Source organism: Pantoea sp. Taur (genome assembly GCF_009830025.1).
Taxonomy (GTDB): Bacteria; Pseudomonadota; Gammaproteobacteria; order Enterobacterales; family Enterobacteriaceae; genus Pantoea; species Pantoea communis.
Window position 1 is genome coordinate 186,481 of record NZ_SZZZ01000001.1, and the last position, 16,448, is coordinate 202,928.

Annotated in this window: 16 protein-coding genes; 8 read left to right on the forward strand and 8 right to left on the reverse strand. The window is 54.5% G+C overall.

The features are described 5' to 3' along the window. Positions 1 to 64 precede the first annotated feature (64 nt). The gene (locus FD744_RS00830; RefSeq protein ID WP_034822428.1) at positions 65 to 523 is read left to right on the forward strand and encodes an OsmC family protein; all 459 of its coding nucleotides are present in this window, start codon (positions 65 to 67) and stop codon (positions 521 to 523) included. On the opposite strand, the gene FD744_RS00835 is transcribed toward FD744_RS00830, so the two are convergent. Both FD744_RS00835 and FD744_RS00840 read right to left on the reverse strand, forming a co-directional pair. Next, the gene (locus FD744_RS00835) at positions 524 to 1,609 is read right to left on the reverse strand and encodes a diguanylate cyclase (RefSeq protein ID WP_160866921.1); all 1,086 of its coding nucleotides are present in this window, start codon (positions 1,607 to 1,609) and stop codon (positions 524 to 526) included. It lies immediately after the preceding gene. A 126-nt stretch (positions 1,610 to 1,735) separates the two neighbouring features. After that, complete coding sequence (locus tag FD744_RS00840; protein ID WP_160866922.1) at positions 1,736 to 2,635, reverse strand: DMT family transporter; 900 nt, start codon at positions 2,633 to 2,635, stop codon at positions 1,736 to 1,738. A gap of 97 nt (positions 2,636 to 2,732) precedes the next feature. Here FD744_RS00840 and FD744_RS00845 point away from each other — a divergent pair, with 97 nt between their 5' ends. After that, complete coding sequence (locus FD744_RS00845; protein WP_160866923.1) at positions 2,733 to 4,067, forward strand: PLP-dependent aminotransferase family protein; 1,335 nt, start codon at positions 2,733 to 2,735, stop codon at positions 4,065 to 4,067. A 141-nt stretch (positions 4,068 to 4,208) separates the two neighbouring features. Next, on the forward strand, positions 4,209 to 5,471 hold the full coding sequence (locus FD744_RS00850; protein WP_160866924.1) for an MFS transporter: 1,263 nt from the start codon (positions 4,209 to 4,211) through the stop codon (positions 5,469 to 5,471). 40 nt (positions 5,472 to 5,511) lie between these two features. Here FD744_RS00850 and FD744_RS00855 read toward each other — a convergent pair whose 3' ends face one another. The 3 genes from FD744_RS00855 to FD744_RS00865 form a co-directional block, all read right to left on the reverse strand. Continuing rightward, positions 5,512 to 7,347, reverse strand: coding sequence for a methyl-accepting chemotaxis protein (locus FD744_RS00855; protein WP_160866925.1), 1,836 nt, complete (start codon positions 7,345 to 7,347; stop codon positions 5,512 to 5,514). A 137-nt stretch (positions 7,348 to 7,484) separates the two neighbouring features. Next, positions 7,485 to 8,126, reverse strand: a complete 642-nt coding sequence (locus FD744_RS00860; protein ID WP_160866926.1) for an aspartate/glutamate racemase family protein — start codon at positions 8,124 to 8,126, stop codon at positions 7,485 to 7,487. A gap of 118 nt (positions 8,127 to 8,244) precedes the next feature. Continuing rightward, positions 8,245 to 9,156 (reverse strand): LysR family transcriptional regulator, encoded by a 912-nt coding sequence (locus FD744_RS00865; RefSeq protein WP_160866927.1) that lies wholly within the window; start codon positions 9,154 to 9,156, stop codon positions 8,245 to 8,247. Between the two features lie 111 nt (positions 9,157 to 9,267). Here FD744_RS00865 and FD744_RS00870 point away from each other — a divergent pair, with 111 nt between their 5' ends. Together FD744_RS00870 and FD744_RS00875 are read left to right on the forward strand one after the other, a co-directional pair. Further along, complete coding sequence (locus FD744_RS00870) at positions 9,268 to 9,708, forward strand: ester cyclase (protein ID WP_097117666.1); 441 nt, start codon at positions 9,268 to 9,270, stop codon at positions 9,706 to 9,708. A gap of 196 nt (positions 9,709 to 9,904) precedes the next feature. Further along, positions 9,905 to 10,828 (forward strand): formyltransferase family protein, encoded by a 924-nt coding sequence (locus FD744_RS00875; protein WP_160866928.1) that lies wholly within the window; start codon positions 9,905 to 9,907, stop codon positions 10,826 to 10,828. 34 nt (positions 10,829 to 10,862) lie between these two features. Here the strand turns inward: FD744_RS00875 and FD744_RS00880 are convergent, their stop codons facing one another. Next, complete coding sequence (locus FD744_RS00880; protein ID WP_160866929.1) at positions 10,863 to 11,912, reverse strand: NAD(P)-dependent alcohol dehydrogenase; 1,050 nt, start codon at positions 11,910 to 11,912, stop codon at positions 10,863 to 10,865. Between the two features lie 109 nt (positions 11,913 to 12,021). Here FD744_RS00880 and FD744_RS00885 point away from each other — a divergent pair, with 109 nt between their 5' ends. After that, a complete protein-coding gene (locus tag FD744_RS00885) occupies positions 12,022 to 12,453 on the forward strand; it encodes a helix-turn-helix domain-containing protein (RefSeq protein ID WP_160866930.1) in 432 nt (143 codons plus the stop codon). Here FD744_RS00885 and FD744_RS00890 read toward each other — a convergent pair. Further along, positions 12,395 to 13,219 carry a helix-turn-helix transcriptional regulator gene (locus FD744_RS00890; protein WP_160866931.1) on the reverse strand — a complete coding sequence of 275 codons (825 nt, stop codon included), beginning with the start codon at positions 13,217 to 13,219 and terminating at the stop codon, positions 12,395 to 12,397. The two genes, FD744_RS00885 and FD744_RS00890, sit on opposite strands and share 59 nt — an antisense overlap. A gap of 103 nt (positions 13,220 to 13,322) precedes the next feature. Here FD744_RS00890 and FD744_RS00895 point away from each other — a divergent pair, with 103 nt between their 5' ends. Next, complete coding sequence (locus FD744_RS00895; protein ID WP_160866932.1) at positions 13,323 to 14,213, forward strand: SDR family oxidoreductase; 891 nt, start codon at positions 13,323 to 13,325, stop codon at positions 14,211 to 14,213. Here the strand turns inward: FD744_RS00895 and FD744_RS00900 are convergent. Further along, positions 14,198 to 15,112 (reverse strand): LysR family transcriptional regulator, encoded by a 915-nt coding sequence (locus FD744_RS00900; RefSeq protein ID WP_160866933.1) that lies wholly within the window; start codon positions 15,110 to 15,112, stop codon positions 14,198 to 14,200. The genes FD744_RS00895 and FD744_RS00900 overlap by 16 nt on opposite strands. Positions 15,113 to 15,214: 102 nt before the next feature. Between FD744_RS00900 and FD744_RS00905 the strand changes: the two genes are divergently transcribed. Beyond that, positions 15,215 to 16,390 (forward strand): MFS transporter, encoded by a 1,176-nt coding sequence (locus FD744_RS00905; protein WP_160866934.1) that lies wholly within the window; start codon positions 15,215 to 15,217, stop codon positions 16,388 to 16,390. Positions 16,391 to 16,448: the final 58 nt, after the last annotated feature.

The following is a 16,448-nucleotide window of genomic DNA, read 5'->3' on the forward strand; positions in this document are numbered from 1 at the left end:
TTCCCGCCACGCCAGCAAACACAGTAAACTGACCGCCGATTACCCCACAAAAGGAACTTCAGCTATGGCACGGGAACACCACTATCAGGTCACGGTCCGCTGGACCGGCAATCGCGGCACCGGCACCTCCTCTTACACCGCTTACGATCGTAACAGTGAGATGCTGGCAGACGGCAAACCCATGATGCCTTTGAGCGCCGATCCGGCATTTCGTGGCGATGCCACGCGCTGGAATCCTGAAGAGTTATTGCTGGCTTCGGCCTCCGCCTGTCACAAACTGTGGTATTTGCACCTGTGCGCGGACGCGGGAATTGTGGTGGAAGCTTATGAGGATGCCGCGGAAGGCACCATGGTGGAAGGCGCTCGGGGTCGTTTTACGCAAATCACGCTGAAACCGCGCATTACGCTGCGCGATCCGGCAGATGCGGATCGCGCGCGTGAGTTACATCATCAGGCACATGAGGCCTGTTATGTGGCCAATTCACTCAATTTCCCGGTGAATTGTGAACCGACGTTTGCCTGATCAGGCGGCGCCGGCCAACGGTGGTTGCGGCGGGACCCACAGCCGCACACCATTTCGTCCGGCGCGTTTTACCTCGTATAACGCTTCATCTGCATGGCGTAACCAATGGCGCAAGGACTCGGCGTTGGCGGCTGAAGCAATGCCGATACTCACCGAGCAGCGAAACTCCGCCGATGCTGGCAGGCGCACCTGGGCGATTTTTTCCTTTAAGCGATTTGCCAATGCGACCACTGACTCATCGGTTGCATGGTGCACGATCACGCCCAGTTCATCACCGCCGAACCGCGCGGGAATATCCTGCAATCCCACGTGATTGCGTAACAGCGCTGATATTTCAGCCAGCAAAAAATCCCCGGCTTCATGGCCCCAGGTATCATTCACCGACTTGAAGTAATCAAGATCCATCAGCAGCAGATACCCCGCACTGTCGCCACGACGCGTGCTTAGAAATTCACTCTCCAGACGACGTTCAAACAGCCGGCGGTTAGGGATCTCCAGACCGGGGTCCATCAGCGCAATACGCTCCAGTTCCCGGTTGCGTTTACGCAGTTGCCAGGTGAGGTTGTAAGAGGTCACGCTCAATACCAGCATGTAGCAGGTTGCCAGCGGTAACGTCAGCCAGACGGTTTGCGGACTGAATGTTAGATTGACACCCGCGCCATCCACCAGCCAGACCATCACGAAAGCGCAGAGGAAAGCCTGCATGGCAGCGATTAACTGCGCTGCGCCTCCTGCCGCATAACGATCCGAGGCCAGCACCGCCATAATGATAAATGACGGCAATGGGCTAAGCGCCATCAGCGCTACCCAAATACCGCCAAATGCCGCGTCCAGCGTTAAGTTATGCCGTTCGGTGCCGGTGGAGTCTTCGGCACGCAATGCCCGGCGATAAGCCACCCACGGCCAGATAAATGCATTGATAAATAACAGGGCGCTGAACGCCAGACCGCGGTCCCTCTCCATCAATACCGAGAGAATCGGGAAGAAACATAAAATTGTGCCAAGCTGGCGCATGATAAACATACGACGAACGAAGCGCTGTGAACGCCGCTTCAGATGGCTATCATCAGGTGAGTAATAATTCATTCACTGGAAAAATCTGATCGACAAGAAAAGCAGTTTAACGGGAAAAACCGCGAGCGGAGCGGTTTATTTTAAGAATATTTACCTTGCGCTTAACAACTGCGCAAGGTTCGTTAGGATTTTGTAAAGCTACCGCCCAAATTTACGTGCAGCGGCCAAACAACATACAACGGCTGCCGTCACCACCAGCATGGATGGATGAATGGATTCATGAAGTAACCAGGCTGAGAAAATCAGGCCAAAGAAAGGCTGTAACAGCTGCAGTTGTCCTACGCTGGCGATACCGCCGGTTGCCAGCCCCCTGTACCAAAAGATGAAACCAATCAGCATGCTGAACAGCGATACATATCCTAAAGCCCACCATGCAGACGCCTGAACAGGTTCAAAACTGAGAGGAGCCGTCATCACTGTTGCCAGCAACATGATCGGCAGTGAAAGGATCAGTGACCAGCATATAACCTGCCAGCCACCCAGGTGTCGAGAAAGCATTGCGCCTTCTGCATAACCCAGGCCGCACACTAACGTCGCCGCTAACATCAAGAGGTCACCGGTCAGTGATGCCGCTGCGCTCTGCACCAGCGCAAACCCCATCACCAATAGACAACCGAGAGTGGAAAACAACCAAAATGCTCTTCGTGGTCGTTCGCCTCCACGAATCACGGCAAAAAGCGCGGTAGACATTGGAAGCAATCCAATAAAAACGATCGAATGTGCTGAGCTGACATGCTGTAACGCCAGTGCAGTGAACAAAGGAAAACCTATCACGACACCCAGCGCGACAATCAGCAATGAAAAAAGCTGTCCGGGCGCAGGTCGGCGTTGTCGAAGGGCTAAAATGATCAGGACCGCCAGCACTCCTGCAATTGAAGCGCGTATAAAAGTCAGGAAAAAGGGATCAAAACTTTGTACCGCCACGCGCGTAGCCGGTAATGACCCACTAAAAATAATCATCCCAATAAATCCACTCATCCATCCTTGTAATCCAGAATGGTTAGCGTGACACACCCTCGTATTACTGCTGCTTGCCATAAATGCCACCTTGATTCGTTAACTTACTCACCGTTGACGCTTTAGAGCGTAAATGACAGCATTAATGACAATCAAAAAATTGTCATGGATACATTGGATGAAGGCTCGCTATAAAGTTATCGTTGATGAATTAGCCAGCGCGATTCAACTCGGCCATTTGCCCGCAGGGACACGATTGCCCACGCACAGAGCACTCGCCAGCGAGCGTGCTATCTCATTAGCCACCGCAACGCGTATTTACAGTGAGCTGGAAGCCATGGGATTGGTGAGGGGTGAAACTGGTCGGGGAACCTTTGTCAGGGAAATTTTGCGCCCGCTGGGATCAGGTGATGATCAACAGCGAGTTGCACCAGATGTAGTAGATCTGAATTTCAACACCCCTTCCCTGCCAGAGCAAGCTGACCGTCTACGCAGTGCGCTGCGACAACTTGCGACACGCGGTGACATCGAATCGTTATTGCGCTATCAGCCTTATGCCGGGCGTTTGAACGACCGTGAAGCGGTTGCCTCTTACCTGAGCAATATGGGAGTTGTTACGCAAGCCGAAAACGTTTTGATGGTCAATGGCGCGCAACAGGGTTTGGCGATAACCGTAATGGGTTTATTGAGACCGGGTGATGTTGTCGCGGTTGATGCTCTGACTTATCCGGGCTTTAAAGTGTTGGCCAGCCTGTACCATCTGGAACTCGTCCCTATCCCCGTCAATCCTTCTGGCCCTGATCTTATGGCTTTGGAAACCGTTTGCCAAAGCAGGCGGGTTCGCGCCATTTACTCCATGCCTACATTGCATAATCCGCTGGGCTGGGTGCTCAGTAGCGATCAGAGAGAAACTATCGGTTCAATTGCCCGAAAATATAATTTACTGATCATTGAGGATGCGGCTTACGCCTATCTTGAGCCGCGACCTCCAGCACCCCTGGCCTATTACGCCCCTGAAAGGACGTTATATGTCACTGGTTTTTCTAAGAACGTAGCGACGGGGTTGAGAGTCGGTGCCGTAGTGTCTCCTGCGGAACATCATGATGCACTGGAACGCGCGATTCGCGCCACTAGCTGGAACACGCCCGCATTAATGACCTCCATCGTCTGCGACTGGTTGCGAGAGGGATACGTCGCACAACTTGAGGAAGAGAAGCGAAGAGATGCCGGGCAACGTCAAACCCTGGCGCGAACAATCTTGCAGGATTTTACCTGCTATGGACATCCGAATGCCTATTTTATCTGGATTGTGTTACCTGAAGAGGCTCGGGCGGAGCGCGTGGTAAAACGCCTGCTGCAGAGTCGAATTTCCGTATCAACTGCAGAACCTTTTAGTACCTCGGCGACCGTGCCGCAGGCTATCCGGCTGGCGCTGGGTTCTGTAAGCTTGCATGATTTGCAATCGGCTTTGATAAAAATAAAGGAAGCGATTGATTACGAAAAAGGTTTGTAAGACGAAGCCTGTTTGTCAGCCACTTAATCAGTGAAAACTTTGAACCCAAAGCGATTTTCAGCAGCTGATTAGCGCCAGCGGTTGTCACATCAGTAGCTTGAACGCAGGATGTTCACTGCCCCCTGTTGATAGGAAAACGTCATGTCTCTTTCTGCGGCACACAAGCGCGTGCTCATTGCCGGATCCGTCGGCAATTTTATTGAGTGGTATGAATTCGCCGTTTACGGTTTTATGGCCACGCTTATGGCTAAAAACTTCTTCCAGCTTGAGGGCGAAAGTGCCCTCACCAGTCTCATCCTGACCTATGCGGCATTTGCCGTGGCCTTCTTTTTTCGTCCTTTAGGCGCGGTAGTGTTCGGCAGGTTGGGCGATCGTTATGGACGCAAGCCGGTATTGATCGCTGTGTTGATATTGATGACGCTCGCGACCGCTGCGATCGGTCTGGTGCCGGTTTATGCCTCCATTGGCGTTGCTGCACCGCTGCTGATTACCGTGTTACGCATCCTGCAAGGGTTGTTTGCTGGCGGAGAGTACGGCGGCGCAGTTTCACTGATGACGGAATTTGCGCCCCCGGGCAAACGCGGCTTTTACGGAGCATGGCAGTCTCTGACCGTGGCGTTTGGATTACTGGCGGGCGTGGCCGTGGTGGCGGTTTTGCCGTTGCTCATCGGAGACGCAGCGATGATGGCCTGGGGGTGGCGCATCCCGTTTCTGCTCGCACTGCCTCTTGGCGCGATTGCACTTTGGCTACGGTCGGGCTTAGAAGAGTCTCCACAGTTTGAGCAAGCAACCAATGCAGAAAGCGCATCGGTCAGTGCCACTGTACGCGCCATTGTGCTGGGGATCGGACGACTGATGGTATGGTCCGCAGCGGGCTATACCTATCTGGTGATCATGCCCACCTATTTGCAGGCAGCGCTGCATACCGGCTTCAATCAGGCGCTGCTGATTGCGGTGATCTCGAATCTCGGCTTTGCGGCGACTATCCTGCCTGCGGGTATCCTGAGCGATCGCGTAGGACGACGCACAGTGATGTTATTGGCGACCTTCTTGTTGCTGGTGCTGGCATTCCCGCTGCTGAAAGTATTGCAGGACCCACTAAACGGCTTGCTGATCAAAGCGGCGATGGTGTTTGTGGCCGGGGCATTGGTCGGCATGCTTGCAGGGCCGGGGCCCGCGATGTTGGCGGAGATGTTCCCGACGCGCGTGCGCTACACCGGGCTTGGGTTAGCCTACTCGCTGTCGAATGCGCTGTTTTCTGGCTGTGCGGGGCTGATTATTACCGGTTTGATGAAACAGACCGGTAATGCGGATATTCCGGCCTGGTATGTGATGGGCACAGCGCTGGTGAGCTTTGCCGCGCTGTGGACGTTGAATAAAGACGATCACCGCAGGCCGTTATAAAAAGAAGGCGGCTATCAGGCCGCCCCATCCTTGAACAAACTTAACGCCCCGCCCCCTGCAAGCGGAACTGCGCGACCAACCGCTCTAACATCATCGCTTGTTCTTCCAGCGAGTTTGCCGAATGCGAGGATGCGCTAACCAGCGTGGCGTTTTGCTGGGTAGTGGTATCAAGTTCACCTACCGCGCGGGCAATTTGCTCAATGCCACGGCTCTGCTCATCGGAAGCAGCAGAAATTTCCTCCATGATCTCATTCACGCGCGCAATGCTGCCGAGAATCTGATCCATGGTTTCGCCAGCACGCGCTACCTGCTGATGCCCGTTGCTGATGCGGCTCACCGACTCACTGATCAACTGTTCGATGTCTTTCGCTGCACCGGCGCTACGCTGTGCCAGGTTGCGCACTTCACTGGCGACCACGGCGAAACCACGCCCCTGCTCACCGGCTCGGGCCGCTTCGACCGCCGCGTTCAATGCGAGAATATTGGTCTGGAAAGCGATGCTGTTGATCACAGCGGTGATATCCGCAATTTTCTTCGAGCTGTCGGAGATTTCCCCCATGGTGCTGACCACATCGCGCACCGCTTTACCGCCCTGATTCGCATTGTGTGAAGCTTCTGCGGCAATCTGGCTGGCCTGCCGCGCGTTCTCGGCGTTATTTTTAACGGTAGCCGTTAACTGCTCCATGCTGGCAGCCGTTTCCACCACCGCCGCCGCCTGCTGCTCGGTACGTGATGACAAATCGAGGTTGCCCTGATTGATCTCGCTAGCGGCTTGCGACACGCTGCTGACGCTATGCAACACATCGCCAATCATACTGCGCAGACGGTCGTTCATCCGCCCCATCGCCGAGGTCAGCTTGCCGAGTTCGTCATGACGATCGGTGGTAAACTGCGAGCTTAAATCGCCGCTGGCAATGCGCTCCGCCAGCTCAAGATTATGGAATACCGGACGCGTAATCTGACGGATGATGTACCACGCTACCAGTACGCCAAACAGAATCGCCAGCCCCCCAATCAACAGGGATAGCGTTGCTGAACCGTTCGCCAGTTCATCATTGCGCTCCTTGACGATGGCAATGATCTTTTTGATCGCCGCACTGCTCTTATCACCCGCGACTTTTACCGTGTCTTCTGAAGCACGCAGCTGACCATAGCTGTCCGCCGCTTGCAGGCTGAGATCTTTAAAGCGTTCGGTATCCTGCCACAGCGCGGTAAATCCGCCCTGCTGTTCCGGTGGCAGCTGAGCCAACAAGGCTTTCATACCCTGATCGGCCTGCTGGAAATGGGTTTGCAAGGTATTGCGCAGGGTATCGGAGACATTGAAGCGCAGCGCCCAGGCTTCTTCACGCACGTTGCTAATGGCAAAGAGCTGTTCATAGATCTGATTGGTCAGTTCTGGATTGGTCACTGGCGTGCGGATCAACTGCATATAGCGCGAGGTCATGTCTTGCTGGCTCAGGGAATCGAGCTGTGCTCGCTGGCTATTTAGCTGCTGCGTGGCTTGCGTCATCGCGCCAATACTGTTTTGGAAGCTGGCGAGATGAGTATCCAGTTCATCCACCAGCGCGCGGGCATTGTCTGTCCAGGAGAGTTGTTTAGCCTCGCGATTCAGTTGCTGTGCATGAGCGACGTAGTCGGCCATCACCTTGCCGGATTTATCATCACCATAAAGGTATTTGAGGCGGTTAATTTTGGCCTGGAACACCTCAATGTTGATGTCGTAGATCAGATTGGTTTTCTGATAGATGTCATGAATCGCATTGAAACGCTGCACGCTGATGCCGGTGGCTAATGCCACTAACAGCAACACGATGCCAAATCCTGCTGACAATTTTCGGGTGATGCGTACATTACGTAAACGGGATACCAGCCCCATGTTCCCTCTCCTGCGAATGTTGTTTTTGTAAATTCTGGTAAGGGAGTTATCGGAGCGAGGCGGGATTTGTTTATCGCGGAGATCACAAAAAAACGATTACAGGATGTTATGCGCCGCCGGGCAGCGGCGCGAGCAGGTTATCGCGCGGATTGCGGGGCTAACTGGCTGATAAACAGGCCTGCCGCACTCACCGCATCCACCGCCACTTTCCCTAACTGCTGGCGAATGCTGTCGCCTAGCGCGATGGTGGAAAAACCGGTGCATGAGAAGGCGATGACTTCAATGCCATCGCGGTAAAGACTATCCGCACAGGCCAGGGCGCTGGCGCGACCTTCTGCGCTCAGCAAGTCCGTAGTGTTCAGCACCCCTTCCGGACGCGCGTAGCGCACGGATTCACCCAGCAACTGACGGAAAGGCGCCGGGGCCGCCGCGCCAATCCCCATCACCGCGACAGGACGCTTGAGCATACGCGCAATACTTGCCGATGCCGAACCGGCGCTGATGACGGGAATCGATACGGCATCGCGCAATGCCGCAAGGCCGGGATCGGCGGCGCAGCTGAGAAACAGCGCATTGCAGCCGTCGGACTCTAATTGCCGCCCGAGCGTAACGATCTTAGGCACCGCCAGCGCTTCACTGGCATCATCAAAAATGCCTTTGTGCTGATCGGGGATCGCCCGGCTAATTGAGTTGATAGCGTACTCCTGATGAATCAGCCGACCATGTTCTTCGACAAAGTGCTGATCTGGATGGGTTAATACGCGGATTATCCCCAGCATGGCTGTTACTCCTGGTCTGATGTTAAATGGGTTTGCAAAGCGGACTGGTTTTTTATTGTGTCGAGTAACATGGCAGGTTTATGCAAAAGCGGCAACACGTACCCGCCGCTGGTTTGATCTACAATGCTGCTCCGACTTCCGCGATCACACCGCGCAACCACTGATGCGCCGCACTGTCCTGCGTCCTGCGATGCCAAAGCAGATCAAATGGAATCGAGGGCAGCGCCAACGGCGGTTCAAACATGATGATGTCGCCCTGGCGGGATGAAGTGGTGCCCACGCGGCGCAGTACCGTTGCCACATAATCCGTTCCCGGCAAGAGCGCGGGCACGGTAAACATGGTGGGCAACGTCAGACTAATGGTGCGCGCTAAACCTTGCTCTCGCAATTGTTGGTCCACCAAGCCGTAATGGTTGCCTTCCGGTGACACCAGGATGTGGCGCATTGAGAGAAACGCTTGCAGGTTCATGCCTTTACGCGCGGCTTCGTGGTCGCGCCCGACTAAGGTGACAAAGTCATCACGTAGCAATGGCTGGGAAAGAATTCGGTTCTCTGCTTTGGTTGGCGGTACGCCTACGGCAATATCAATCTTGCCCGCATCGAGTAGCGCAACAACCTCATCGCGATCAATAAAATAACGCACATGAATCGTGCAATGAGGTGCCACCGCCGCGAGCTTTTTGGTTAGCGCAGGCAGCAGCACATGCATCGGATACTCCGTCAATCCCAGGGTAAAACTGCGCTGTTTGGCTGTGGGATCAAAGACCTCTGCGGGCTTCATTAAATGACGCACCTGCCCTAACGCATCGGCCACCGGTATCGCAATCTCCTGCGCTTTCGCCGTGGGTAACAAGCCTTCTGCGCTGCGGATAAACAAAGGATCGTCAAAAACACGGCGCAGGCGAGAAAGCGCGGCACTCATCGCCGGTTGGCTTACGCCAGCCAGTGCCGCCGCTTTAGTGACGTTGCGCTCCAGCATTAAGGCATTAAATGCCACCAGCAAATTGAGATCGAACCCTTCAAAATTCATATTTTGAATAATGCTCTATACCAATCATTTGTTGGATGGATAGTGTCAGATTCAGGAATACTGCACAAGCCGGTGAGATGCACCGCTAACTAATCCAATAAGGTTTCCAACATGTCTGCGACACAACCACTGAACCAACGCCTGCAAGCTGAACGTACTGCGGTAGAAAACCTCTATCGCGCTTTTAGTGACAAAAATCCCGATCTGCTGGATCTGGCGGTCACACAAGACTGGGATGACATCCCACTGGCGCCAGGTCAGGGGCCGGGACCAGAAGGATTTAAGCCACTGCTGGCAGGTTTTATCGCCGCGTTCCCGGATATCAACATCACCGTGCACGACATGCTTCAGGAGCCTGGAAAGATTGCTGTGCGTGCAGAAATTACCGGTACGCACCAGGGTGAGTTTATGGGCATTGCGCCAACCGGTCGTCGCATTAGCGTGCGCCTGCACGAATTCCACTTGCTCAACGGCGAGCGCGTGACCACCACCTGGCATATGGAAGATTGGTTTGCCATGTTCCAGCAGATTGGCCAGTTCCCAACTCCCTAAAAGAAGCACTGCAGATAGCGTATAACTCATGGCAGAAGTCTGCGGCATTGTTAGTCACTAATGACGCAGCGGAGAGTTAAGGACATAAACAAGCCTTTGACGAATTAACAGCGATCAACTGCATGGTTTAAGCCAGGCATAATCTTCCCCTGCTATGCTAAGCACCAGACGTTAATCAGTGTTCACAGGCGGAAGAATGAAAGTCGTGTTATGTGCGTATCATGAGATGGGATGCGCGGCGCTGGAGAGTTTGCAGGAAGTGGGATTTGAAGTGGTCTGCGTGTTCACCCACGCGGGCGCCCATCAGGAAAACAGCTTCTTTGACTCGGTTGAGGCCATGGCGCTGCAGCAACAGATCCCGGTGTTTTGTCCGAACGATATCAACACGCCGGAATGGATTGCCAAAGTGGCGTCGCTGCAACCCGATGCGATTTTGACCCTGTCTTATCGACAAGCGCTCTCTCCTGCCATGATTGCCACCGCCAAAAAAGGCGCATTCAATGTGCATGCTTCGCTGCTGCCCGCCTATCGCGGACGTGCGCATCTCAACTGGGTGATTATCCGCAATGAGCGTGAAACCGGGGTGACGCTTCATCGCATTAATGACGTGCCAGACGGCGGGCCAATTCTGGCGCAAAGCCGTGTCGCTATCACTGATGAAGATGAGGCGCTTTCATTACATCGCAAACTGGTACGCACCACGCGTGAACAGTTGCCAAACTGGCTGCGCGCTCTGCGGGCGGGTAGTTTGATTGAACGCGTGCAGGATGAAAATCTCGCCAGCGAACCGGGACAACGAAAGCCTGAGGATGGGCAGATTCACTGGCATCAGTCTGCCGATGAGATTCATGCTCTGATTCGCGGCGTTGCTTATCCGTGGCCTGGTGCGTATAGCCTGATGGGAGAAGAGCGTTTTATCGTGTGGAAAAGCCGCGTGATTACCCAGTCGCATCAGCACGCAGCGGGCAGCATTATTTCCATCGATCCGCTGTATATCGCCTGTGGCGAAAATGTGCTGGAAATTGTCGCGACGGGGTTATCGCATCACGACAATCTTAGTGCGGCGCAGCTAGTGCAGCACTTCTCACTGTGCGTGGGGATGCAACTGAAGTCATGTTGAGCTGGCGATTTCAGGCTGAAATCGCCAACCTTTATCACCAGCGGGTCGCTGCCATATCAATCACAAAGCGATATTTCACGTCACCTTTCAGCATGCGCGCGAATGCATCTTCGACTGCTTCACCCGCAATCAATTCGATATCTGCCGTGATGTTGTGTTCGCCGCAGAAATCCAGCATCTCCTGCGTCTCTTTGATGCTGCCGATGGATGAGCCGCTGATGCTCAGGCGACGGAAGACCATCGGCGTGACGTCAGGTGCCTGATGCGGTTGTTCCGGAATGCCTACCAGCACCAAACGACCATTGGTTTTGAGCGTGGCGAGGTAAGGATCGAGATCGTGAGGCGCGGACACGCAGTCGATAATGAAATCGAGAGAGGTTCGCGCCGCTGCCATCTGTTCCGCATCGCGTGAGACCACCACGCGGCTGGCCCCCAGGCGTCGCGCATCGGCACCTTTTTCCGGAGAGGTAGTGAACAGCGTCACTTCCGCACCCATCGCACTCGCCAGTTTTACCGCCATATGCCCAAGCCCGCCTAAGCCCACTACGCCGACTTTGTCGCCGGCCTGCACCTTGAAGTGACGCAGCGGTGACCAAACGGTGACGCCCGCACACAGCAACGGCGCAACGCCTGCCAGCGGCAGGTTCTGCGGCACTGACACCACAAAATGCTGATCGACCACCACATTCTGTGCATAGCCGCCCCAGGTGCTGTCGCCTGTGTGTTTGTCGATACCGTTATAGGTCGCGGTAAATCCGGCTTCGCAGTACTGCTCTTCCTGCTGCTGGCAGAAATGGCATTCACGACAGGAATCGACCATCACGCCGACACCCACCACATCACCGACCTTGATGTTTGTGACCGCTGCGCCGGTTTCCCGCACGCGACCGATGATTTCGTGGCCCGGCACCAGCGGATAACGACTCACCGCCCATTCGTTACGTGCCATATGCAGATCGGAGTGGCACACGCCGCAGTACAGGATATCGATTTTCACGTCCTGCGGTTGCAGTGGACGCAGCGCGATCTGGCTGGATACTAAAGGTTTTGCCGCGTCGTGTGCGACTAATGCGTTGATTTTCATGGTGCCTCCGCAAGGTGCTGGCGTTATTGAGTTGAAGGCGGCAGACTATAGTCAACGTGGTGCAAAAATGATAGTAGTCACCATTTGGTGACCATAAGGAGGGACGCCGATGCCAGCCTGGGTTGACGGTAAACTGGTTTTTTATGCGGACTCACCGCCGCGTCGCTTGATGGACCTGTTCTCGCTGAAGTGGAGCAGCATGGTGCTGCACGCGCTTTATCACTGGCCGGGACAGCGTGCGCGCACTGGCGAGTTGCAGCGCAGCCTGCAGGGAATTTCGAAGAAGATGCTGTTTCAAACATTAAAAGAGCTGGAGCAGCGCGGATTGATTGCCCGCCATGTGTATGACGTGATTCCACCTAAAGTGGATTACCGTTTGACGCCGCTGGGACAGACCTTTGCAGCCCCAATCGAACAGATGTACCAGTGGGGACTGGAGAATCAGGCGGCGCTGGATGCAATGGACGCCAACCTGCGCGCGGCTACGGACGTGCCATCAGACGTTCCACCGTCTCACGATCTCTCGGCAAGCGAGGATTAAACACCACCAGGCTCAGGCCGGGCTTGCCCTCGACCGCGAAGGTGCTGTATTCGAGTTCCAGCACGCCTTCGTCCGGTAGCCACAGTTGCTTTATCCCTTCGCCATGCTGGCTCACTTCCTGCGATTGCCACAGCAGACGGAAGGTTTCGCTCATCGCGCTAAGTTCTTCCACCAGCGCGCGCACATGTTCGCTGGCACCGGTGCGTGCTACGTCGGCACGGAAATTCGCCACCATGTTACGCGTGACCTGATGCCAATCCGGCAGGCGTTTTTTCATATCTTCGTTGCTGAACATCATCAACAGGATATTGCGCTGTTCCGGCGGCAGCTGCGCGTAATCCACAAACACTTTGGTCGCCGCATGGTTCCACGCTACCACCTGCCATTCAGCGGTTTTCACCAGCGCGGGCGTGTGCGTCATGCTATCCAGGACGCGTTGCAACGACGGTGAAACATCCACGCCCGCCTGCCAGGTGACGCCCGGCAAACGATTCTGCGCCAGCAGAAAAAGGTGGTCGCGCTCGGCGGCGCTTAGCTCCAACGCTTTGGATAACCGTTCCAATACCTCTTCGGAGGGCGCACCGCCTCTGCCCTGCTCCAGCCAGGTGTACCAGGTGGTGCTGACGCAGGCGCGCACCGCCACCTCTTCCCGACGCAATCCGGGCGTACGACGCCGCAGCAACGGATAGCCGAGTTTGCCGGCATCCAGTCGCTGACGTCGTTCACGCAGATAGTTGCCGAGCAGATTGTCGTCTTGTTGGGTCATGGCGTTATCCTGTTAGTGCCTATACCTGTATAAGCTCACGACTTTTCGCCGCGCCGCAGACTTTTATCATAGTGCTTCAACAGCCAGAAATAGGAGTACGAATATGCGACTTTTTGTGACCGGCGCAAGCGGCTTTATCGGTTCGGCGATTGTGAAAAATCTGCAGGCACGCGGCGTGGACGTGCTTGGACTGGCACGCAGTGACGCGTCAGCAGAGAAGCTGCACCAGCAGGGAGTCCAGGTGATGCGCGGCGATTTAGAAGATATTGCCAGCCTGCGTAGCGCCGTTGAACAGAGTGACGGTGTGATCCATGCCGGATACATTCATGATTTCAGCCGCATGGATCACGCAGCGGCTATCGATCAGCAGGCGATTCTGGCGATGGGTGAAGTACTTGCCGGGTCAAACCGTCCGCTAGTGGTGACCACCGGTACTGCATTGGTCTCGCCAGGACGTCTCGCGGTTGAACAGACTCAACCGGTTTCCGGCGGTCATCCTCGTTCCGACTCCAACATCGCCGCGCTCGCGCTGGCGGATAAAGGGGTGCGCGTCTCGCTGGTGCGTCTTCCGCCCACGGTACACGGCGCAGGCGACCACGGCTTTGTGCCGATGATCATTAATATGGCGAAAGAGAAAGGCGCGGCGGTGTATGTCGGGGATGGCGCGAATCGCTGGCCTGCGGTGCATCGTGATGATGCGGCGGAGTTGTTCTGCCTCGCCGCCGAGCACGCCGAAGCCGGCACGATTTTGCATGCGATTCAGGAAGAAGGCATCCCATTTCGTCAGATCGCCGAAACCATTGGAGCAGGTTTGTCTCTGCCGGTGAAAAGCCTGAGCATGGAAGAAGCGAAAGAGTGGCTGGGCTGGATGGCGTTCTTTGCTTCAATCGATAACCCAGCTTCCAGTGAATGGACGCGCCAGACCTTTAACTGGCAGCCTACCGGGCCTGGATTGCTGCAGGATATGCGTGAGGCGGGTTATTTTTCTCGTTGATTTCGCACCGCTTCTTGCAGGAAATCAATAAACGCGCGGCTTCTTGCAGGAAGAAAACTCCGTTCCTGATAGAGCAGCGCAATCTCAAGGGGCGCGGGAGCGAGTTCAAGTTCAATCACTTCTAACTGCCCATTACGAATATAAGGCTCACAAGCCTGCGCTGAAAGGATGGCAAACCCGATGCCTTTCAGTGCAGCTTGCATCGCCATCTCACCACTGTCGACACGGAAAGGACTCAGCACATTGATGTGTCGAAATCCTTTGCCAGTGGTTATAAATTGCCACGCTTGCCCCTGAAGTGCACTTACGGTGGTGATGCAGGGCAGAGCCAGCAATTGTTCTGTTTGCGTTGGTCTGGCGTATTTTTGCAGTAAAGTCGGCGCCGCAACAATGTGGCAGGGTAATGAAGCCAGCGGTCGAGCTATGGCATCACTGCTGGCGCGCGTGCCGCGACTGATATCAATGACAACATCGCAGTCATCCCACAGTGCCTCTGCTCCCTGCAGGCTGGTAGTACAATAGAGTTCAATTCTGGGATATCGCAGTGCAAAGTCAGCCAAAAGATTGCCGAAAATCACCGGCCCGACTCCATTTGGTAAACATACGCGTAGCAGCCCTTCCGGCTCAGTTTGTGCGTGGCTTAATCTGGCTTCCGTCTCATTCACCGAGTCCAGCAGTGGTCGCATGCTGTCAAAAAACATCTGCCCTGCTTCAGTAAGCTTCATTTGACGCGTACTTCGCTGTATGAGTCGCATCCCTAATCGTTCTTCCAGCTGCGAAATCTGGCGACTCACATTCGATGCAGGTATATTCAAGGCACGCGCGCCGCCGATAAAACTGCCCTTCTCTGCAACGGTGACGAATACCCGCAAAACATTTAAATCGATTATACTGCGCATCGATTATCCCATTTTTGATAATTAATCCTCTCACTTTATCGCTCTAATCATAATGATGCACGGGCAATAGACTAGGCCTCCTGTAACTTAATGGAGCAAACTATGCCTGCCCTCACCCCGCAATCAGGTTCATTCGCTGTGATCCGCATCGCTGTGATTATCGCTTTTGTTCAATTCACGAATGCCCTCGAATACATGATGTTTAATCCGCTGTTTGCCTACATGGCGTCTCAATTTTCAGTGCCTGTCACTTATGCAGGTTATGTCACGGGGACTTACACCCTGGGTTCAGTGCTATCCGGGTTATGTATTTGGAAATGGATTGACCGCGTTAACGCCAAACGGTTTTTACTGTGGAATATGGCGCTTTTAGGCGCTCTGACGGTGCTGATCACCTTCACGAGCGATTATACCCTGCTGCTGGTTCTACGATTTATGGCGGGCTTAGTGGGAGGAACAACCATGGGTGTGGGGATGAGTTTATTAATCAGCCTCGCGCCAGCGGCCTTACGAGCACGGATGATTGCCACCGTCATTGCCGCTTTCTCTGTGGTCAGCATTGCAGGGATGCCGACCATGCTGTTTTTGAGCACACATTTCGGCTGGTATAGCGCAACGAGACTCATTGGTTTGCTGTGTCTGATAGGTTTGCTTCTTATTGCCGGGTTTATTCCTGATGCCCCGCGCAAAATCGCCCCTAAATCATCGATAACAATGACGCCAGAATGGCTGTTTTTCGCCAGCGGGAACGCCATCGCGCAATTCACTCCTATGCTCATCATTCCTGCTTTAGTGCCTTTATTGACCCAACACATGCAGGCTGTGAGCGCCTCGCTGCCAATGCTGTTCTTCATCGGTGGCATCGCTGGGTTGATGGCGACAAAGCTTACCGGAAAACTATTGGCTCACTGGTCCAGCTACACCTTAGCCGTTGTCTCAACGCTGATATTACTGGTCAGCATGCTGCTTCCCGTGACAGGTTTGCATGCCAGCGCATTATTTATGGGGCTGTTTCTGAGCGGGGCTTACGGACGATTGGTGGTGGTGTCGTGTGTGACGACGAGGTTTCCAAATGAGACCAGTCGGGCTGGTTTCCTGTCCCTGCAAACGGCGCTGATGTCATTGAGTACCACCCTCGCCTTTTTTGTTTCGGCCATGACTTTTGAGATAGCAGCGCCACTGCCGATCCTATTCTGGGTGCTGGTTGCCGGCAGCGCATTACTCTTGCCACCGCTGATTAAGAGGATGGAAAAAAGGTTAGCGAGACGTGAGGCCTGAGGTGATAAAGGTAGCGGCAGAATCGATCGCCCAGCTAAAAGTTTAGATCTGGTTCGAT